Source organism: Streptomyces sp. HUAS MS02, from assembly GCF_055702265.1.
Window position 1 is genome coordinate 8,517,099 of record NZ_CM146747.1, and the last position, 19,778, is coordinate 8,536,876.

The following is a 19,778-nucleotide window of genomic DNA, read 5'->3' on the forward strand; positions in this document are numbered from 1 at the left end:
CGGGGATGAACTGCGCCATTGCCCCCGATGCCGCGCCTGTGATTCAGTGATTCACTGATAGGTGTGTATGGGGTGGTTCAATCCACCAGTGGGGAGTCTCAGGTGTCCGTCGAGTCCGCCAACGAGTCCGTGACCGAGCCGGTGAGCGCCGACCGCTTCGCGCGCGAGGGCCTGGCCGTCCTGCACCGTCTCACCGAGTCCGCGCGCGCCGACGTGAGCGCCGCCGCCACGCTGATCGCCGACTGCGTCCGCGAGGACGGCGTCGTCCAGGCCTTCGGCACCGGCCACTCCCAGGCCATGGTCCTCGAACTCGCCGGCCGCGCGGGCGGCTTCGTGCCCACCAACCGGATCCAGATGGCCGACCTCGTCCTCTTCGGCGGCGACCACCCCAGCGGCCTCGACGACCCGCTGCTCGAACGCGAGCCCGGCATAGCGGTCCGCCTCTACGAACTGGCGGCCCCCCGCCCGCAGGACCTCTTCGTCGTCATCTCCAACTCCGGCGTCAACAACGTCATCGTCGAGATGGCCCTGCACGCCAAGGAGCGCGGCCACCGCCTGCTCGCCCTCACCTCCCTCGCCCACACCCACTCCGTGCCCGCCACCCACCCCAGTGGCAAGAAGCTCGTCGACCTCGCCGACGTCGTCCTCGACAACGCGGCCCCGCGCGGGGACGCCCTCCTGGAACTCCCGGGCGGCGGCGCGGTCTGCGCCCTCTCCACCCTCACCGGCGTCATGCTCGTCCAGATGACCGTCGCCGAGGCCGCCGCCCAGCTCCTCGCCACCGGCGACCGCCCCCCGGTCTACGTCTCCGCCAACGTGCCCGGCGGCTTCGAGGGCAACCTCGGCCTGGAGCAGCGGTACGCCGGCCGCATCCGGCGCACCGCCAGCTGATCACTCCTGGGCGCCTAGTCCTAGGGCACCGGCACCGGTACGGGCGTCAGCGCGACCGCCAGGGGATAGGCGCCGGTCGTCAGCGGCGCCCCCGCGGTGCCGGTCGCGGTGTCGACCGGCACCAGCCTGTTCCCGTCGGCCGTGGTCACGTAGGCGGTGCGGCCGTCCCAGTCCAGGCCGACGTCGAACGCGGACCTCCCGACGGCGATCCGCCTGCCGGGCGCGCCCGTCACGGTGTCGACCGGTGTGACGTGGTCCCCGGTGCTGGGGCTCACCCACAGCGTCCGGCCGTCCGGTGACAGCCCGAGCCCGTACGCCTGACCGGAGACGAGCAGTGTCGGCCCGGTGTCGTTGCTCGCGGTGTCGATCGGAGTGACCGTCGATCCGCCGGAGTTGGACACGTACACCGTCTTCCCGTCCGGCGCGGCCACGACGTTGAAGGGGCGGGGGCCGACCGGGATCGCCGCCCCGGCCCTCCCGGTGCCCAGGTCGACCGGCGAGACGGTGTTGTCGTGGATGTTCGCCACGTACAGTGTCCGCCCGTCCGGGGTGATCGCCATGTTCTCCGGTCCCGACCCGACCGAGACCGTGGCGCCCGCCTGGAGCGTGTCCGTGTCCACCGGCTGCACCGTGCCGTCCGTGTAGTTGGCGACCCACAGGGTGCCGCCGTCCGGCGTCAGCGCGAGCCCGGCGGGGACACGGCCCACCCGCACGGTGGCGGTGACCTCGCCGCGCGCCACGTCGATGACGCTGACCGAGTTCGAGCCCTGGTTCGCGGCGTAGGCGGTCCGGCCGTCGGCGCTCACGACCACCTCACCGGGGTTCGCGCCCACGGCGATGTCCGTGCTTCTCCCGGACGAGAGGTCGATGGAACTGACCGAGGCCCCGCTGAAGTTGGCCGTCAGAGCTCTCGACGACCCGTCCCCGTCCGTGACCCGGACCGGGATCGCCCGGTCGAGGACCCCCGAACCGGAGACGACGACGGAGTGGACGCCCTCGGTGACCCCGGTGAGGGTGACCTCGGCCGAGGCACTGCCCCCGGCCGGGACGGTCACGGTCCCCTCGACGGGCGAGGCCGTCACCCCGTCCGGTACGTCGAGTTTCCAGGTCACCGTCCGTGCCTTGGCTGCGGAGGAGAAACGGAGGGCCACCGACCCGGAGGCACCCGGCTTCAAGGAGAGCGAGCCCGGGGCGAAGGAGGCGTCGACGCCCGGGTCCGGCGCGTGCCGGAGCATCGCCCGGTACAGGAACTGGTCCATCACTCCCGGCGACACCTGCTGCGGTATCGCGTCCAGCGCCTTGCGCTCGCTCCGCAGCCGGTTCCAGTACCTCGACACCGCGTCCGCGTCACCCCGTTCACCGGCCAGCAACAGGTCCACGGCCGTCAGTCCGGCGGTGCCGTAGGAGCCGAGCTTGTCCAGCCAGGGCGAAGTCTCCTTCAGGAAGCCGGGGTTGGCGAGACGGGCGCGCAGCCGGGCGGGCGTGGCGGCCATGTCCGTGAAGTACGACCGCAGCGCGGCCGCCGCCCCGTCGAGGCCGCTGCCCTCCTCGTACGCCTCCTGGAACGCGGCGAGCAGCTTGGTCAGCGTGGGGGCCTCGGTGGCGTCGAGCTGGGAGGAGTAGCTGTTCTCGGCGAAGATCCGCAGCCACGGCGCCGCGCCCGGCCCCGCCAGATCCCGCACGGAGGCGAGGAAGGCGGCCCGGGGGTCGTACGCCTCCGCGTTCCACAGATAGGCCGCCGACGTGAACAGCGCGAGCTTGCTCGCCTCCGCCTGCACCATCGGGTTGGCGGTGACACCGACGGCCTCACGAGCCACCCCGGCCTCCCGGCCGGTGTAGGGGCCGAGCAGGAGACGGCTGGTGACGTAGTCGTTGACCGGGTAGTTGTCCCAGACCAGGATCGGATGGCCGTAGACCTCACGGGCCTGCCGCAGCTGCGCGGCGGTGATCGTCGGCGCGATCACCCCGACACCGGTCCACTCCACGACCACGTCCGCGTCCAACCGCTCGCGCAGCGCCTTCTTGTACGGGGTGTCCGCGAGGTCCGAGTACTCGGTGGGGACCATCTCCAGCGGGTCGAGCCCGGTGCGCCCGGCGGAGAACTCTTCCCACACCCGGTTCAGCAGCTGTGCCTGAGCCTCGCCGGCGGCGCCGCCCCCGCTGCCGAAACGCTCCTCGTCCGCCGCGCAGTTCCACTTGGTGTAGCTGATGTCGTCCAGCGGGATCGCGAAGGACCGCACCCCGATGTCGTACAGCGAGGCGAACTTGCGGACCAGGGCGGTGATGTCACCGTCCGAGGAGTAGCAGACCGACAGGCCGGGCGAGAGGGCGTAGGTGAAGCGGACGTGGTTGGCGGCGGCCCGCTCGACGAGTTCGCGCACCAGAGCGAGTCGGTCGGCCGGGTACTCGTCGCGCCACCGCTCCCGCAGATACGGGTCGTCCTTGGGGGAGTAGACGTACACGTTCTGCTTGGTGCGGCCGTAGAAGTCGAGTTGGCTCAGCCGTTCGGCGTGGGACCAGGGGGTGCCGTAGAAACCCTCGACGACACCGCGCCGTGCGGCCGTCGGCCAGTCCCGGACGGTTACCTCGGGCAGGTGCCCGCCGGTGAGGAGCCTGCGGAGGGTCTGGGCGGCGTAGAACGTGCCGGTGGTGTCGACGCCGGAGAGGGCGAGCAGGGTACGGCCGGAGCCGCGTCCGGAGGCCAGGACGTACCCCTCGGCGGGCAGCCCGGCCGGGGATCCGACGCCGAGCCGCCGCAGCGCGCCCGCGGTCGCCGGGTTCTCGTCGGGCCCGCCGACGTAGACGGTGAGCCCGGCGGCGGGCGGACGTTCGCCGGCCGGCACGGTGACGATCCGGTCGGCACCGGCGGCCCGCAGCGCGGCCTCGACGACCCTGCGCGCGGAGGGGTCGGTGCGGGGCCCGACCACCTCCACCACCCGGTCGGGAACGGCGAGTCGACGTCCGCCGCCCTCGATGTGACGGGGCGTCGGCCACACCTCGGGCACCGAGGGGCGCTTCGCGGACGTCGGCTTGGACGGTGTGGACGGCGCGGCCGGTGGGGCGGCGTCCGCCGGGAACGACGGGAGGCTCAGGCTCAGGGCCAGCAACAGCGCCCAGGGGAGACGTCGGCGGCGTGGGAGGAAAGAGGTGATTGAAGCCATCGACAGAGGCTAGAGCTGCTGAATCAAGCATTCAATAGCGCCAGGCCGGGTCATGGAGCCCGACCGGGCCGCCTCGGTCATGAGGAGGGAAAATCTGTGCGGATCCGCCGACGGACCGCACCGCCCGGCGGGATAGAAAGGGGCCATGACTGAACGCGATGGTCCGGCGGGTGGCGTGGACGACGTCGACGAGGTGACGCGCGCGGTGCTCACCGCGTCGCGGCTGTTGGTCGCGATCTCCGCACGGTCGCTCGCCGCCGTCGAGGAGCGGGTGACGCTGCCGCAGTTCCGGATGCTGGTGGTGCTGTCCGTGCGGGGCGCCACGAAGCTCGTGGTCCTCGCCGATCAGCTCCAGGTCGCCCCGTCCACCGCGATGCGCATGGTCGACCGGCTGATCGCCGCCGGGCTCGCCGACCGGCAGACCAACCCCGACAACCGCCGCGAGACGCTGCTCCGGCTGACCGACGAGGGCCGTCGCGCCGTCGAGGAGGTCACGGCCCGACGGCGCACCGAACTCGCCACGGTCGTCGAGCGCCTCGCCCCGAGGCAACGGGCGGCGCTGGTCGAGGCGTTGACCGCGTTCAACACGGCGGGCGGGGAACCCGTGGCCCCGGCGGCGGACGATGCCGAGCCGTATCCGCTCGGCTGGGTGGACGCCGGGGTGGTCGGAGGAGGCTGACACGCGGCTCGAAACGGTCATAAGGTGCTTTCGGGGCGCCGTGTCCTCGCCCTCCTGTCCGGTGTCGCCCCGAGCCGTGAGGACGTGGACGTATGAGCGCGCATCCCGCCGTCTCCCGTGAGGAGTTCGACGCACTCTTCGCGGCGGTCCGGACCTGGGGTCGCTGGGACCGGGCCGATCGTGGCGCGTGGAACCGGGTGACCGAGGACCATGTGCGGCGGGCCGTGGCGGGAGTGCGGTCCGGTGTGGTCGTCCCGATGGCACTGCCCTGGAACACCCGGTCGGGCCCGGACAACCGCAAGCCCGCCCTGCACCACATGACCGACCTCGGCGACGTGGAAGGCCCCGAGCCCACGACCCACAAGGACTTCATCGCCGCCGACTACCACGGCAAGGCGGTCACCCATCTCGACGCCCTGAGCCACATCGCCTACGCGGGACTCCTCTACGACGGCAGGCCGGCCCGCGAGAACGTCGACGCCGCGGGCGCCCGGTTCGGCGCGGTGTCGGCGCTCGGCCCCCTCGTCACGAGAGGGATCCTCCTGGACCTCCCCGCCGTGCTCGGCGTCCCCTGGCTGGAGCCGGGGCACGCGGTGCGCGCCGGGGACGTCCTTGCCGCCGAGGAGGCGCTCGGCGTGACGATCGGCGAGGGCGACGCGGTGCTGCTGCGCTCCGGGCACGCACGCCGCCGCGCGGAGCTCGGCGCCTGGGACCCCGGTGCGGCGAGCGCGGGGTTCCACGTGGACGCCGTACCCCTGCTGGCCGAACGGGGCATCGCGCTGCTCGGCGGGGACGGGGACAGCGACGTCAGGCCGTCGCCCGTGGCGGGTGTGCACTCGCCGGTGCACGCGCTGGCGGTGGCCGCGATGGGGGTGCCGCTGCTGGACAACCTGGACCTGGAGGCGCTGGCCGCCGCGACCGCCGAGGCGGGACGGTACGAGTTCCTGCTCGTCGTGGCCCCGCTGAATGTCCCGGGCGGCACGGGTTCCCCGGTCAACCCGGTCGCCGTCCTGTGACGCCGGGCCCGGTCACCAAGCGTGACGAGGCCGGTGAGCCGTGACTCGTGTTGCTGATGCCCGTATCCTCGTCAATGCCAGATATTTCCGATAAGCGGATTGTTCAGGGCGCGAGTGAGGCCAGCGTGGTGCGATCCGACGGTGAGCCGATACCCACAGGGCGTGCGACAGACGGCACGGGCCCCACACTCTTCCGTGAGCGGTTCCTGCAGGGGGAGCCGCTGGAGTCGGGCGTGCGCGCCACCATCCTCGACTCCTGGCGGCGCTGCCGGTCCCTGGGGCTCGCCCCGGAACGCTCCGACCTCCCCTTCCGCGACGACTTCGACCGTGAGGACCCGGTCGCCCGTGCCGCCGTGCCGGTCCTCGACCGGCTGGAGTCCACGTTCGCCGGCAGCGCCATGAACATCTCCGTCGCCGACGCGAACGGCACGGTGCTGCTGCGCCGCTTCGGCGAGGCGTCCCTGGCCCGAGGGCTCCCGGACATCCAGACCGTGCCGGGGTTCGTGTTCGCCGAGCGGTTCGCCGGCACCAACGGCATCGGGCTCGCCCTCGCGGAACGGCGGCTCATCCGGGTCTACGGCGCCGAGCACTTCGCCGATCGCTCCCAGGGCAGCGCCTGCCGCGCGCTTCCCGTGCGCGACCCGCTCAGCGGCCGGATCGAGGGCGTCCTGTGCTTCGGCTATCCGCGCGACTTCGAGAACCCGGCGCTCACCACCGTCATCCGCAAGGCGGCCGCCGCCATCGAACGGCGGCTCCTCGGGCAGAGCTCCGCACGTGAACGTTCCCTGCTGCGGGCGTATCTGGACGCGGGGGTCGGGGCCGACGCGGGCCCGCACCGCGTCGTCGGCGTCGACGAACTGGCCCTCGGGCTGCGCCCCGTCGACCGGGCGGCCCTCCTGGAGAAGGCCGCCGAGCTGATCTCGCGCGCGCAGCGGGCGGCCGTCGAGGTCTCCCTGACGGACGGCCGCCGTGTCACGCTCGTCAGCCGCCCGATGACCAGCGCCTCCGGGGTGGAGGGCATCGCCGTCGAGGCGGTCCTGCCCGTCTCCTCCCCGCCGGCGGCCCTCACCGCCCCGCACGGGGCCGAGCCGGTGCCGAGCCTCACCACCGGGCCCGCGAGCCCCCTCACTCCCCTCGCATCCGTCGACCCCTCGGCGGTCCTCCGCGTCCGCGACGCCCCGCTCTCCGTCGTCACGGCCCCCGGTCGGCTGCGCGAGGTCCCGCCCCCCGCCCGGGCCAGGACGGGCATCGACGGCGTCGCACCCGAGGGCCGCACCCCCGACAACCCCGCGGACGCCCTCACCCCCGGCACTCCGCTCACCACGGAGGGCACTCCTCCTGCCGCCGACGGCCTGCCGCACACCCCCGTACCCCCGCACGCCCCCGTTCCCTCGCCCATCACGGACGGCCTGCCCGGCGACCGTTCCGGCCCCCCGGCGTCGGAGCGGGGTCTGGTGATGGTGGGGGAGCCCCACGTCGGTGGCTACGCCCTGGCCGCGCGCCGTCGGCTGGAGCTGCTGTCCGAGGCCAGCGCCCGGATCGGCACCACGCTGGACGTGCGCCGCACCGCCCAGGAACTCGCCGAGACGGCGGTCCCGCGCCTCGCCGACTTCGTCACCATCGACCTGGCCGAGCCCGTGCTGCGGGGCGAGGAGGCCGCCGACCCGCGCAACGATCTGCGGCGCACGGTGGTCCACGGCATCCGCGACGACCTCCCCTTCAGCCCGGTCGGCAAGCAGGTCGACTACGGCCCGACCGTCCCGCAGCTGCGCTGTCTGACCAGCGGAGAGGCCGTGCTGGAACCGGACCTGAGGGCGGCGGCGGGCTGGCTCGCGCAGGACCCCGAGCACACCGAGCGGCTGCTGGGCCACGTCCACTCCCTCATCGTGGTGCCCCTGGTCGCCCGGGGTGTCGTCCTCGGTGTCGCCGCCTTCTACCGCGCCCAGGACCCCGCCCCCTTCGGCGACGACGACCGCTCACTGGCCCAGGAACTCGCCACCCGGGCCGCCCTGTCCATCGACAACGCCCGGCGCTACACCCGCGAACGCACCATGGTCCTGGCCCTGCAGCGCAGCCTGCTCCCGCAGGGACTGCCCGACCGGGACTCCGTGGAGGTCGCCCACCGGTATCTGCCCGCCGAGTCCGACGTCGGCGGCGACTGGTACGACGTCATCCCGCTCTCCGGGACCAGGATCGGCCTCTTCGTCGGCGACGTCGTCGGCCACGGCATGCTGTCCGCCGCCACGATGGGTCGCGTCCGCACCGCCGCCCGCAGCTTCGCCGAACTCGACTTCCCGCCCGACGAGGTCCTCACCCACCTGGACAACCTCGTGGGACGCCTGGACCGGGAGGACCCCGTCTCCGACGGCGGCGGCATCATCGGCGCGACCTGCCTGTACGCCGTCTACGACCCGACCTCGCAGCAGTGCACCCTGGCCCGCGCCGGCCACCCGCCGCCCGCCCTGGTCCGGCCCGACGGCACCGTGACGTTCCCCGAGCTGCCCGCCGGGCCCCCGCTCGGCCTCGGAGGTCTGCCCTTCGAAGCCGTCGACGTCCATCTGCCCGAGGGCAGCACCCTCGTCCTCTACACCGACGGCCTCATCGAGGACCGCGAACGCGACGTCGACGTGGTCCTGGAACAGCTGCGCGAGGCCCTCGCCCACCCCGAACACACCCCGGAGGAGACCTGCCGGGTGGTCCTGGACACCGTCGCGTCCCCCCACCCCTGCGACGACATCGCCCTGCTCGTCGCCCGCACCCACGCCTTCGATCCGCACAGCGTCGCCACCTGGGAGCTGCCCGCCGACCCGGCCCGCGTCAGCGAGGTCCGTGCCGCTGCCCTGCGGCAACTGGCCGACTGGGGCCTCGACGAGGCCTCGTTCGCCGCCGAACTGGTGCTCAGCGAGCTGATCACCAACGCGATCCGGCACGGCGCCGGGCCCATCCGCGTACGGCTGCTCCGGGACCGCGCCCTGATCTGCGAGGTCGCCGACACCAGCAGCACCGCCCCGCACCTGCGCCGGGCGGCCACCACGGACGAGGGCGGACGCGGTCTGTTCCTGGTCGCCCAGCTCTCGCAGAGCTGGGGCACGCGCTACACGGCGGAGGGCAAGGTCATCTGGGCCGAATGCGGGCTCGACAGCGCCTGAGGCGAGGGGCCCGGCATCCCCGACCGGTCGGGGCGGCCCGGCCTCCGCCCCGTCGGGGTCGGCGACGGCACCAGGTGTCGCCAATGGTGTGAAAGGCGCGAATATGGCGAAATGGGCGGTTAGCATCGCTCGCGCAAGTCGAAGTCGGAAGAACTCGCCAGGCCGACCCCCGGAGCTGTCCGTGCACGACGCTCACGACACCTCTGCGCAGCCGACCCCGCCCAGCGGGGCGGAGCCGCTGGTGTGTGTCCGTGGCCTCACGAAACGTTTCGGCGGCACCCTCGCACTCGCCGGGGTCGACCTCGACGTCCACGCCGGCAGCGTCCTCGCGCTCCTCGGCCCCAACGGAGCCGGGAAATCGACCCTCATCAAGATCCTCGCCGGAGTGCACCACGCCGACTCGGGCCGGATCACCGTGGACGGACACCCGCTCGGGACCCACGCCGCCACCCACCGCATGTCCTTCATCCACCAGGACCTCGGCCTCGTGGAGTGGATGACGGTCGCCGAGAACATCGCCCTGAGCACCGGGTACGCGCGCCGCGCCGGACTGATCTCCTGGCGGCGCACCCGGGACCGCTGCGCCGAGGCCCTGGCGCTCGTCGGCGGCGCCGTCGATCCCGACGCGCCGGTCGTCCGCCTCGGCCCCGCCGAACGGTCACTGGTCGCCATCGCCCGCGCCCTGGCCACCCGGGCCGGACTCATCGTGCTCGACGAGCCGACCGCCCGCCTCCCCGCCGCGGACTGCGCCCGCCTCTTCCGTGTCCTGCGCGCCCTGCGCGACCGAGGCCACGGCATCCTCTACGTCAGTCACCGCCTGGACGAGGTGTACGAGGTCGCCGACTTCTTCGCCGTCCTGCGCGACGGCCGTCTCGTCAGCCAGGGCTCGACGGCGAGCCACAGCCCACTGCGGCTGGTGCGCGACATCACCGGTGAGGAACCGGCCGGCCCACGCCCCGCCCCGGCACCCGGGCGCGCCCCGGTACCGTTCGCCGCCCCGGCGGTGCTCGCCCTCGACGGCGTACGGACCTCCGGCGCCGGACCCGTCGATCTGGAGCTGCGTGCCGGGGAGGCCCTGGCCCTGGTCGGGCTCTCGGGCGCCGGACACGCGGAGCTCGGCCGAGCCCTCGCGGGGGCCCGCCCCCTCCTCGGCGGACAGATCCTGCTCGACGGCAGCCCCTACCGGCCGCGAACCGTCACCGACGCCGTCGCCCGAGGTGTCGCCCTCGTCCCCGGCGACCGGCAACGGGAGGGCTGCCTGCCCGAACTGACGGTACGGGAGAACCTCCTGGCCAACCCCCGCGCGGGGGACGGGCCCCCGCCCCGCTGGATCGCCCCCCGCAGGGAACGCGCCGCGGCCGCCGCCCTGACCGAACGCTTCTCGGTGCGCCCCCGCGACAGCGAGACGACCATCACCACCCTGTCCGGCGGAAACCAGCAGAAGGTCATGATCGGCCGCTGGCTCAGGACCGGACTGCGCCTGCTGATCCTGGAGGAACCCACGGCGAGCGTCGACGTCGGGGCCAAGGCCGCGATCCACCGCCTCCTGGACGAGGCACGGGCCGGGGGCCTCGCGGTCCTGCTCATCTCCACCGACTTCGAGGAGGTGGCGGGCGTCTGCGGGCGCGCCCTGGTCTTCGTCCGGGGAGCGGCGACCGCCGAGCTGAGCGGCCCGGCCCTCACGGTCGCGGGCTTGACCCGGGCGGCTTCGGCCATGCCCTCCTCCGGCACCGCGACGCGTCCGTGACCGCCCCGCCGTCCCCGCCCGCGCCGCGCCCGCGCCGTCCGCGTCCCTCGCGCCGGCTCGGCGCCCGAGGCGGCGCCGGCGGGCACCTCGTCGGCGCCTACGGCCTCCTCGGCCTGACCGTCCTGCTCGTCCTGGTCTTCTCTCTCACCCTGCCGAGCACCTTCCCGACCCTGGACACCCTCGACGCGATCCTCTCCACCCAGTCGATCCCGGCCGTCCTCGCGCTCGCCGCCATGGTCCCCATCGTGACCGGCGCGTTCGACCTCTCCATCGGCTACGGCCTCGGACTGGCGCACGTCATGGTGCTGTACCTCGTCGTCGAGGCCGACTGGCCCTGGCCGCTCGCCTGCCTCGCCGTGATCGTCGGAGGGACGGTGGTGGGCGTCCTCAACGGTGTCATCGTGGAGTTCGGCCGGATCGACTCCTTCATCGCCACCCTGGGCACCGGCAGCATGATGTACGCCGTCACCGGCTGGATCACCGACGGCGGCCGGATCGTCCCGGGCCCCCAGGGCCTGCCGCCCGCCTTCACCGACCTCTACACCTCCACCTTCCTCGGGCTTCCGGTCCCCGCCTTCTACGTGCTGGCGCTCACGGTCGCCCTCTGGCTGGTGCTGGAGCGGTTGCCGATCGGGCGGTATCTGTACGTCGTCGGCTCCAACCCGCGCGCCGCCGACCTCGTCGGCATCCCGGTCCGCACCTACACCGTCTGCGCCTTCGCCACGTCCGGCCTGATCGTCGGCATCGCGGGGGTGCTGCTCGCGGCCCAGCAGCAGATCGGCAATCCGAGCGTCGGCCTCGACTATCTGCTGCCCGCCTTCGTCGGAGCCCTGCTCGGCTCCACCGCGATCAGGCCGGGCCGTCCCAACGCCCTCGGGACCCTCGTGGCCGTCGCCGTCCTCGCCGTCGGCCTCACCGGCATCGCCCAGATGGGCGCCGACTTCTGGACGGTGCCGCTCTTCCACGGCGGCACCCTGCTCCTCGCCGTCGGCCTGGCCGGCTACACCGCCCGCCGCCGGCTACGCACCGGCGCCTTCGCGTCCCGCACCGCCCCCGCCGCACCACCGAACGCCCCGCCCGCACCGCCCCCGGACGGCACCCCGAAGGACAACGGCCGATGAACTCCCTCCGCTCCCGAGCCCGAGCCCGCGCCCACGTCCCCCGCCACAGCACCGCCGTCGGCCGGGCGTGCCTGGGCCGGGCGTCGTCGCCGGTCGGGGGTCGGGGCTCCCTGGCCGAGGCTCGGCCCGTGGATCTCGGGCAGGGCACCTGGGTGCTGGGCCCCAGCCAGGCCCTCGGCCCTCGGCCCGTTCCCTGCCCCCGCACCGCCGTCGGCCGGGCGTGCCCGGGCCGGGCGTCGTCGCCGGTCGGGGGTCGGGGCTCCCTGGCCGAGGCTCGGCCCGTGGATCTCGGGCAAGGCCCCCGACCCCTGGGCCCCAGCCAGGCCCTCGGCTCCTGCCCCCGTTCCCGTCCCTGCCCCCGCACGGCTGTGGGCCGGGCGTGCCTGGGCCGGGCGTCGTCGCCGGTCGGGGGTCGGGGCTCCCTGGCCGAGGCTCGGCCCGTGGAACTCGGCCAGGGCACCTGGGTGCTGGGCCCCAGCCAGCCCCTCGGCTTCTGCCCCCGTTCCCGTCCCTGCCCCCGCACCGCCGTCGGCGGGGCGTGTCTGGGGCGGGCGTCGTCGCCGGTCGGGGGTCGGGGCTCCCTGGCCGAGGCTCGGCCCGTGGAGCTCGGGCAAGGCCCCCGGCCCCTGGGCCCCAGCCAGGCCGTGGGGTGTGGACCCCCCTGACCCCGGCCCCGGATCACCCCTGACCGCCCAGGCCCCGGAGCACCCCGGTCGTCTTTCCCGCTCGTCCCTCCGCGAGGAGTCCCCGTGCACCACAACCGCAAGGCCCGCTCCGGCGCCCTCCGGGCCCGCCGTACGGTGGCCGTCCTGCTGACCGCGGTGGCCACCGCCGTGCTCGGCGGCTGCGAACGCGGATCGTCCGGCGACCCGGAGTCCTCCGCCACCGGCCCGAGCGGCTGCCCCGCGGTGCAGGCCAGGGCCGAGGCCGCCGTCGAACGGGCGGAGCGCGACGACGTCCCCTGGAACGGCCCGACCACCGGGCCCAGGGCCGTGACCGGCAGAAGCCTCGTCTACGTCGCCCAGACCATGACCAACCCGGGAGTCGCGGGCGCCGCCGAGGGCGTACGGGAAGCCGCGCGGGTCATCGGCTGGGACCTGCGGGTGATCGACGGCGGAGGCACGCCCGCCGGCATCCAGGCCGCGATGAGCGAGGCCGTGGCGCTCCGCCCCTCCGGCATCGTCATCGGCGGCTTCGACCCCAACTCGACCTCGCAGCAGATCACGCGGGCCGAGCAGGCCGGCATCCCGCTCGTCGGCTGGCACGCCGTCGCCGCCCCGGGCCCCAGCAGACGCCCCGCTCTCTTCACCAACATCACCACCCAGGTCGAGGACGTCGCGCGGATCAGCGCCCGCTGGGTCATCTCGACCTCGAACGGCGACGCCGGGGCCGTGATCTTCACGGACGCCTCCATCCCCTTCGCCAAGAACAAGTCGGAACTGATCAGGAAGGAACTGGCCACCTGCGCGGGCGTGGACCTCCTCGCCTACGTGAACATCCCGATCCCCGACGCGAGCAGCCGCACGCCCCGCGAGGTCTCCTCGCTGCTCTCCCGCTTCCAGGACCGCTGGACCCACTCGGTCGCCATCAACGACCTGTACTTCGCCGACGCGGCCCCCGCCTTCCGCGCGGCCGGCAAGGACGGCTCGGGCCCGCCGTTCAACATCGGTGCCGGGGACGGCGACCCCTCCGCCTTCCAGCGCGTCGACAGCGACCAGTACCAGGCGGCCACCGTCCCCGAACCGCTCACCCTGCAGGGCTGGCAGATCGTCGACGAGTTCAACCGCGCCTTCTCCGGCAGCGCCGCCAGCGGCTATGTGGCGCCCGTCCACATCAGCACGGCCGACAACAGCGAGGGCGCCACGAGCTGGAACCCGTCGGGCTACCGGGAGGGGTACCGGAAGATCTGGGGCAGGTGACGCCGCCGAGACCCGACGGCAGGGCCCCGGGCGGCACGCGGCGGCCCGCCGGTCACAGCCGCAGGACGATGAGCGCGGTGTCGTCGGTGTTGCCGGCCGCCGGCAGCAGATCCGCCAGCAGGGCGTCGGCCAGCGTCTCCGGGTCCTTCTCGCGGTGGTGGGCCAGGGAGGCCGCGAGGCGTTCCAGACCGCTGTCGATGCTCTCCGTACGGCGCTCGATCAGCCCGTCCGTGTAGAGCACCAGCGTGGAGCCCTCGACGAAGGACGTGCGGGCCTGGGGCCGCGGGACCTGGACGGGGCGGGCGGCGAGCGGCGGGTCGGTGGCGCCGTCGAGGAAGGTGACGGTGCCGTCGGGACGCACCAGCGCGGGCGGCGGATGGCCCGCGCAGCTGTAGGTGATGGTGTGGTCGGTCCAGTCGATGAAGGTCGTCACGACGGTGGTCGACTCGGCGCCGTCGACGGAGCGGGCGTAGCGGTCGAGGGCCTCCAGGGCCTGGGCGGGACCGTGCGCGACGCGCGTGGCCCCGCTCAGGGCACTGCGCAACTGCCCCATGGCGCAGGCGGCGGCCAGACCGTGGCCGACGACGTCACCGACGGCCACCGCGAGGCCCTCGCCGTCCAGCCCGACCAGGTCGTACCAGTCGCCGCACACGTTCAGCGCGCCGATGGCGGGCCGGTAGCGCACGGCGGCGTCGTGCGACCCGGTGGGGCCGGGCGGGGGCAGCATGGCCGCCTGCAGCGCCAGCGCCACCTCGCGCTCATGGGCGTGCGCCGTGCGCAGACGTTCGTTGACCTCCTGCAGTTCGCGGGCGCGGGTGTAGAGCTCGGCCTCCAGCACCCGGGCCCGGTCGTGCTCGCCCGGACCGATGGAACCGCCCCGAACGTCACCGCCGGCGCCGCCCCGGGCGCGGATGAGTTCGGTGACCTCCTCCACGCGGTGCACGATCAGGACCACCTTGCCGTCGGGGCCCAGGACGGGGGCGTTGACCGGGCTCCAGTAGTGCTCCTGCCAGAGGCCGGGCCGCTGCGGGTCCTCGATGTCGTAGCGGAGCAGCGCCATCGTGTCGCGCTCCCCGGTGGCCACGGTGCGCAGCATCGACGCCTCCGTCTCCCGCATACCGGCGGCGGCCGGTTCGTTCGGGTTCTCGGGGAAGACGTCGAAGATGTAGCGCCCGAGCAGCTGTTCGCGGCTGCGTCCGGCCAGCCGCAGGAAGTCGTCGTTGGCGTCGGCGTACACCAGATCGGGCGTGAGCAGCGCCACCATGCCGGGCAGGGCCCGGAAGACCTCCGCATAGTCGATATGCGGTTCCCTCATGTCCAGCCTGCCTTGGCGCCGAGCGTCGGTGTGTCGTTCCACGATAGGCGCGAACCGGCCGCCGGACCCGTCAGTCCGCGGCACAGGCACCGGAACCTTTCCGATCCGCCACGTGGGTGTCCCACGAAAGAGTGGTGCGCGCCGCGGATCGGCCCGATCCGCTCGCCTCCCCGGGCGGCGGATCGGGCCGGTCCGACCCGTCAGAAGATGCCCGGGCCGGGAGTCAGGACGCCCTGCGGGTCGAAGCGGGTCTTCCACGACGCGAACCGCTCCCATTCCGCGCCGTAGTGCGCCCGCCAGTCGGCCGCCGTGAACGCGCACGCGCCGTGCGGGTAGCGCACTCCGCCGACGGCCGCCGCGTCCTGGTAGAAGCGGTAGTTGCGGTCCGTCATCCGGGAGGCGAACTCGGGGTCGGGGCCGGACCGGGCCGCGTCGGTGAGCACGCTGACCAGCCAGACCCAGGGGCCGCCGGTCTCGTCGGGCAGCCGCAGCAGCGGCCGGCCGTAGCTCGCGCGCAGCATCGGGAAGACGAGGCCGAAGCCGGTCGGGCCCAGGTCCTCGGCGGTCAGCGAGGGGAACACCGACGCGACGTACTCCTCGACGGCACCGTCCGGCAGGAAGAGGTCCGACCAGGGCTTGACCTTCGCGTCCCAGTCCAGGGTCGCCGCGAACGCGTCGTACAGGTCGGTGACCAGGGATATGTACTCGAGATAGGTGTAGTCCTCGAAGGCGGCGGAGGCCGCGGCGGGGCTGAGCCCGCGCAGGAGGTGGGACGTGTCGGGGGTGTCGCCGGGGTTGTGGAAGACGGTGGCCCACAGGACCAGGGGCTGCGCCGTGCCGGGCTGCGGAATGCTGCCGAGCGAGTCGAACTCGCCCCGGTTCGCCAGGACTCGGATGTCCTGGAAGAAGGTCGGGATGTCCGGGTAGCCGATCCGGTAGGTGCGGGCCAGCTGCTTGGCCGGCACCAGATCGACGGTGGCCCGGGTGATGACGCCGCACTGCCCGAGTCCGGCGAGTGCCGCCTCGAACAGGTCGCTGTTCTGCGCGTCGGTGCACCACCTCGACCGGCCGTCGCCCGTGACCACCTGGAGCCGCCGGGCGTGGTCGACCTGCGCTCCGACCCGGTAGGACGACATCATCCCGATGCCGCCCATCGACAGGGTCCCGCCGATCGTCGTCCTGGTGTAGCTGGTGATCGACGCCGGGGTGAGGCCCTCCTCGTACGCGGCCTCGATCAGGTCCTTCCACAGCACACCGGCGTCGACGTCGGCGCCGTCCGGGCCGATCGAGTGGATCGTGTTCAGTGACCGCATCTCGACGACCAGGCCCCCGCTCACGAGCGGTTGGCCGAACATCGCGTGGTGGGCGCCGGCCGGGGCGACCGGGATGTCGTGATCGGCGCAGAAACCGACCATCTTCCTGATGTCGCGCACCGATCCGGGCCGCAGCACCGCGCACGGTGTCCGGAACACGATGTTGCCCTGGTCGTGCGCGTTCGCCGCGAGCGACTCCGCGTCGAAGACGAGCGTCCCGTCGAGGGACGGGGCGGCGGCGAAGGCCGCGCCGTCCGCGGCCGCGGCCTCGGTCACCCACTGCCGGGTGAGCAGATCGAAACCGGCCACGAGTGCCAGGGTTCCGGCCCCGAACCTGGCCAGGAACTGCCGTCTGCCGACGGAACCGCTGGGTCTTTCTGTCATGACAGCCTCCGTGATGTCGACGCGGCGGATCGTCGGCACGCCGCGCCGGGTCTGTCGTCCTGCCGGGGGTGGGGGTCGAAGCGCGACCGGTGCTCGACCGAACCGGCGCGCTGACCCTCCGTGATCGTCATCACCAAGAGCGATCTCCCCCTGACAATCCGCTTACGGCTCATCATGACTTCTCGCAGGCCCCTCGCGCGACGGGATCGGCGACGCCGGAGGCGCTCGTCGGGGCGGTGGGAGCGCTTGCGGAAGTGGATTTAGCGCAAGGCGCGGCAGAAAACCCTTTTCGGCCCAACTCGTGTGAGCGTCGGGCGGCTCAACCTGCGCAAGCATTGCCCAGGTTGACGATCCGTCACCAGGTCGAGTGATGATACGATCACCGCACTTACCGAACGGACGGATGGGTGCAAAAGGAGCACCTCTCGCCATTCGTGGAGGCCTGGGTGGCAACCCCGGAGTGGCTGGCCTTCGGTCTGTGTGAATTGACGGAAATTCAGTAGCTGGCCATCGGCCGCCTGAAGAGGGTCTCATGACGCAATACATACAAAATCCGGCGCTCTGGGCACTCATTGTCGTAACCCTTGCCGCCGTCGCCCTGATCATTCGTCAGCGACGGGCGGCGCGAGCATTACGACAGGAGATCGCAGGGCTCAGAAATCACTACGGTGAATTGGAGAGCCAATACTCGGATTCCGTCCGCGCGGCCCAGCAGGAAGCCGAAGGTGAGACGAGGACGGCCCTGAAGGCCGCGATGCGGACCCTCCAGGGTCTCGCCGCGGAGCAGCAGCGCATCATCTCCGGGCTGCAGCGCAAGTACGGCGACTCCGTCATGCTCCAGGACCTCCTGGAGATCGACCACATGAACGCGCAGTTCGGCCGGCGTGCCCAGTCCATCGCCGTGCTGTGCGAGGGCTGGCTCGGCCGCCACCGCGACGTGGCCTCGGTCTACGACGTGGTCCGCAGCGCCCAGGGCAGGATCCGCCACTTCCAGCGGGCCCACATCCTGTCCAAGGTCGACTTCGGCGTCACCAGCCGGGCCGTCGAACCGGTGGCGTTGGCCCTCGCGGAGCTCCTCGACAACGCGACCAGCTACTCCAGCCCGGACACCGTCGTCGAGATCAACGTCCGCTCCGTGCCCAAGGGCGTCTGCATCATCGTGGACGACGCCGGTGTCGGCATGAACGAGGAGGAGAAGGCGAGGGCCGAGAAGCTCCTGACGAGCGAGCGCGTCACGGGTGTCTCGGGGCTCGGCAACCCTCCGCAGTTCGGCTTCGCGGTCATCGGTGTGCTCTGCGAGCGGTTCGGCTTCACGGTGTCGGTGGACTCCACCTCCCCCTACGGAGGTGTGCGGGCGGTCGTGCTGCTGCCCGACGAGCTGCTCACCGCGATGCCGGAGCCCAAGCAGCCGGCGGTGCCGGTGGATTCGGCCCCGCCGCGGGAGGTCCCGGCACCCGTGGAGGTCGGGCCGTCCGCGTACGACACCGCCTCCGAGTCATCGCTGCCCGTGGGCACGACCGAGGACGGTCTGCCCAAGCGGCGTCGCAAGCGGCCGATGGCCCTGGTCTCCAACGGCCCGTCCGCCGCCCCGGCTCCGCGGCGCCGCAGCGAGGACACGGCAGCGATCATGGCCGCCTTCAAGCAGGGCACGGACGCCGGTCGCGCCACTCACCCGGAGGCGGGGGAGCGGTCGAGCGGCCCCCATGACGCAAGCAGCGAAGGGCACGAGGTCCAATGAACAACGATCTTTCATGGATGCTTGACAGCGCCCTGGAGATCCCCGGAGCTCTCCACGCGGTTCTGGTCTCCTCCGACGGGTTGCTGAGGGCCCGTTCGAAGGGAGTGGACAAGGACGACGCGGACAAGGCCGCCGCCGCGATGAGCGGTATGCAGTCGCTGAGCCGGTCGCTCGCGTTCTTCTGCTCCCGTTCGGATCTGCGCTGGCAGCAGACCCTGGTCGAGTTCGACGGCGGCTGGATCTTCCTGATCTCGGCCGGGGACGGCGCCTACCTCGCGGTGTCGGCCTCCTCCGACGTCGACATGGCCGACATCACCTTCCGGATGCAGCAGCTCGTCGGACAGCTGGGCAAGGTCATGACCGCTCCGCCCAGGGAGAGCAGCGTGGTAGGGCCATGACCGATTCCGACAGGCATGAGCACGAGGCCGCCGAGTTAGTACGTCCGTATGTCATCACCGGTGGCCGCAGCCTCCCCGGCGAGAGTCAGTTCTCCCTGATCACGTTGGTCACGGCGGTCGCCGACCAGCAGCAGCGACCCGCGCGCCTCTCGCCCGAGGAGCAGGACCTGCTGCGCATGTGTGTCGGCGGTTACCTCTCCGTCGCCGAGATCGCGGGGCACATCCAACTGCCGGTGGGAGTGGTGAAGATCCTGCTGGCCGCGCTCTCCGAGGCCGGCTATCTCGTCACCCGTCCGCCGGAGACCCGTGCTCCCGTCGCCAACCTGAAGATTCTCGAGGAGGTGCTCAATGGTCTCCAGTCCAAGTTTGGATGAACGGGCGTACGTCCCGGGCGGAGAGACGCAGACCGCCGTGAAGATCCTGGTCGTCGGGCACTTCGCGGTGGGCAAGACCACGTTCATCGGGTCGATCTCCGAGATCTCGCCGCTCTCCACCGAGGAGACGATGACGCAGGCGGGCGAGGCGATCGACGACCTCAAGGGCGTCCAGGGCAAGACCACCACCACGGTCGCCATGGACTTCGGCCGACTCACCGTCAGCGACCGTGTCGTGCTGTATCTCTTCGGCACACCCGGCCAGCAGCGCTTCGTACAGATGTGGGAGGACATGGCACGCGGCGCCCTCGGGGCGCTGGTGCTGGTCGACCCCGAGCGGCTGGCCGACTCCTTCGCCGTGATCGACCTGATCGAGCAGTACGGACTCGACTACGCGATTGCGGTCAACCATTTCGACGGTACGTCGATACGTGATGCGAGGGCGCTGCGCGAAGCGCTGGATCTCCTCGACGACACCCCCATCGTCACCTGCGACGCACGGGACGAACGGTCGTCGGCCGAGGCTCTGATCACGCTCGTCCGCTACTTGATGGACCGCGCCCGTTAGGAGCA

At 72.6% G+C, this 19,778-nt stretch carries 14 protein-coding genes; 11 read left to right on the plus strand and 3 right to left on the minus strand.

Annotation, left to right across the window (positions count from 1 at the left end; all coding sequences use genetic code 11):
* Positions 1 to 102: 102 nt before the first annotated feature.
* Positions 103 to 891, plus strand: coding sequence for a sugar isomerase domain-containing protein (locus ACZ9QC_RS36820; RefSeq protein ID WP_472917042.1), 789 nt, complete (start codon positions 103 to 105; stop codon positions 889 to 891).
* Positions 892 to 911: 20 nt separating this feature from the next.
* On the opposite strand, the gene ACZ9QC_RS36825 is transcribed toward ACZ9QC_RS36820, so the two are convergent.
* Entirely contained in the window at positions 912 to 4,052 is a 3,141-nt protein-coding gene (locus ACZ9QC_RS36825; protein WP_472917043.1) for a beta-N-acetylglucosaminidase domain-containing protein, read from the minus strand.
* A 145-nt stretch (positions 4,053 to 4,197) separates the two neighbouring features.
* Here ACZ9QC_RS36825 and ACZ9QC_RS36830 point away from each other — a divergent pair, with 145 nt between their 5' ends.
* From ACZ9QC_RS36830 to ACZ9QC_RS36855, 6 genes are all read left to right on the plus strand, one after another.
* Positions 4,198 to 4,731 (plus strand): MarR family winged helix-turn-helix transcriptional regulator, encoded by a 534-nt coding sequence (locus ACZ9QC_RS36830; protein ID WP_472917044.1) that lies wholly within the window; start codon positions 4,198 to 4,200, stop codon positions 4,729 to 4,731.
* Positions 4,732 to 4,823: 92 nt separating this feature from the next.
* The gene (locus tag ACZ9QC_RS36835; protein ID WP_472917045.1) at positions 4,824 to 5,747 is read left to right on the plus strand and encodes a cyclase family protein; all 924 of its coding nucleotides are present in this window, start codon (positions 4,824 to 4,826) and stop codon (positions 5,745 to 5,747) included.
* 125 nt (positions 5,748 to 5,872) lie between these two features.
* Positions 5,873 to 8,896 carry a SpoIIE family protein phosphatase gene (locus tag ACZ9QC_RS36840; protein WP_472917046.1) on the plus strand — a complete coding sequence of 1,008 codons (3,024 nt, stop codon included), beginning with the start codon at positions 5,873 to 5,875 and terminating at the stop codon, positions 8,894 to 8,896.
* 181 nt (positions 8,897 to 9,077) lie between these two features.
* Positions 9,078 to 10,643, plus strand: a complete 1,566-nt coding sequence (locus ACZ9QC_RS36845) for a sugar ABC transporter ATP-binding protein (protein ID WP_472917047.1) — start codon at positions 9,078 to 9,080, stop codon at positions 10,641 to 10,643.
* Positions 10,640 to 11,764, plus strand: a complete 1,125-nt coding sequence (locus tag ACZ9QC_RS36850) for an ABC transporter permease (RefSeq protein WP_472917048.1) — start codon at positions 10,640 to 10,642, stop codon at positions 11,762 to 11,764. Before ACZ9QC_RS36845 ends, ACZ9QC_RS36850 begins: the two co-directional genes overlap by 4 nt.
* Positions 11,765 to 12,513: 749 nt before the next feature.
* On the plus strand, positions 12,514 to 13,683 hold the full coding sequence (locus ACZ9QC_RS36855) for a substrate-binding domain-containing protein (RefSeq protein WP_472917049.1): 1,170 nt from the start codon (positions 12,514 to 12,516) through the stop codon (positions 13,681 to 13,683).
* Between the two features lie 52 nt (positions 13,684 to 13,735).
* Here the strand turns inward: ACZ9QC_RS36855 and ACZ9QC_RS36860 are convergent, their stop codons facing one another.
* On the minus strand, positions 13,736 to 14,998 hold the full coding sequence (locus ACZ9QC_RS36860; RefSeq protein ID WP_472917050.1) for a PP2C family protein-serine/threonine phosphatase: 1,263 nt from the start codon (positions 14,996 to 14,998) through the stop codon (positions 13,736 to 13,738).
* 200 nt (positions 14,999 to 15,198) lie between these two features.
* On the minus strand, positions 15,199 to 16,695 hold the full coding sequence (locus ACZ9QC_RS36865; RefSeq protein ID WP_472917051.1) for an FAD-binding protein: 1,497 nt from the start codon (positions 16,693 to 16,695) through the stop codon (positions 15,199 to 15,201).
* Between the two features lie 532 nt (positions 16,696 to 17,227).
* On the opposite strand from ACZ9QC_RS36865, the gene ACZ9QC_RS36870 reads away from it, so the two are divergent.
* From ACZ9QC_RS36870 to ACZ9QC_RS36885, 4 genes are read left to right on the plus strand one after another with little or no spacing between them, the layout of a single operon-like run.
* On the plus strand, positions 17,228 to 18,433 hold the full coding sequence (locus ACZ9QC_RS36870) for a sensor histidine kinase (protein WP_472917052.1): 1,206 nt from the start codon (positions 17,228 to 17,230) through the stop codon (positions 18,431 to 18,433).
* Positions 18,430 to 18,831, plus strand: a complete 402-nt coding sequence (locus tag ACZ9QC_RS36875; protein WP_086748649.1) for a roadblock/LC7 domain-containing protein — start codon at positions 18,430 to 18,432, stop codon at positions 18,829 to 18,831. The genes ACZ9QC_RS36870 and ACZ9QC_RS36875 overlap by 4 nt, the downstream gene beginning before the upstream one ends.
* Positions 18,828 to 19,205: a DUF742 domain-containing protein gene (locus ACZ9QC_RS36880; RefSeq protein ID WP_184896998.1), complete on the plus strand. Its 378-nt coding sequence runs from the start codon at positions 18,828 to 18,830 to the stop codon at positions 19,203 to 19,205. Before ACZ9QC_RS36875 ends, ACZ9QC_RS36880 begins: the two co-directional genes overlap by 4 nt.
* Positions 19,180 to 19,773 (plus strand): GTP-binding protein, encoded by a 594-nt coding sequence (locus ACZ9QC_RS36885; protein WP_013005331.1) that lies wholly within the window; start codon positions 19,180 to 19,182, stop codon positions 19,771 to 19,773. Before ACZ9QC_RS36880 ends, ACZ9QC_RS36885 begins: the two co-directional genes overlap by 26 nt.
* Positions 19,774 to 19,778: the final 5 nt, after the last annotated feature.

Excerpts from the sequence above, each read along its gene's own strand:
- ACZ9QC_RS36885 (WP_013005331.1), top strand. The coding sequence starts at position 19,180 with ATGGTCTCCAGTCCAAGTTTGGATGAACGGGCGTACGTCCCGGGCGGA.
- ACZ9QC_RS36830 (WP_472917044.1), top strand. The coding sequence starts at position 4,198 with ATGACTGAACGCGATGGTCCGGCGGGTGGCGTGGACGACGTCGACGAG.
- ACZ9QC_RS36835 (WP_472917045.1), top strand. The coding sequence starts at position 4,824 with ATGAGCGCGCATCCCGCCGTCTCCCGTGAGGAGTTCGACGCACTCTTC.
- ACZ9QC_RS36825 (WP_472917043.1), bottom strand. The coding sequence starts at position 4,052 with ATGGCTTCAATCACCTCTTTCCTCCCACGCCGCCGACGTCTCCCCTGG.
- ACZ9QC_RS36860 (WP_472917050.1), bottom strand. The coding sequence starts at position 14,998 with ATGAGGGAACCGCATATCGACTATGCGGAGGTCTTCCGGGCCCTGCCC.
- ACZ9QC_RS36865 (WP_472917051.1), bottom strand. The coding sequence starts at position 16,695 with ATGACAGAAAGACCCAGCGGTTCCGTCGGCAGACGGCAGTTCCTGGCC.
- ACZ9QC_RS36875 (WP_086748649.1), top strand. The coding sequence starts at position 18,430 with ATGAACAACGATCTTTCATGGATGCTTGACAGCGCCCTGGAGATCCCC.
- ACZ9QC_RS36880 (WP_184896998.1), top strand. The coding sequence starts at position 18,828 with ATGACCGATTCCGACAGGCATGAGCACGAGGCCGCCGAGTTAGTACGT.
- ACZ9QC_RS36870 (WP_472917052.1), top strand. The coding sequence starts at position 17,228 with ATGACGCAATACATACAAAATCCGGCGCTCTGGGCACTCATTGTCGTA.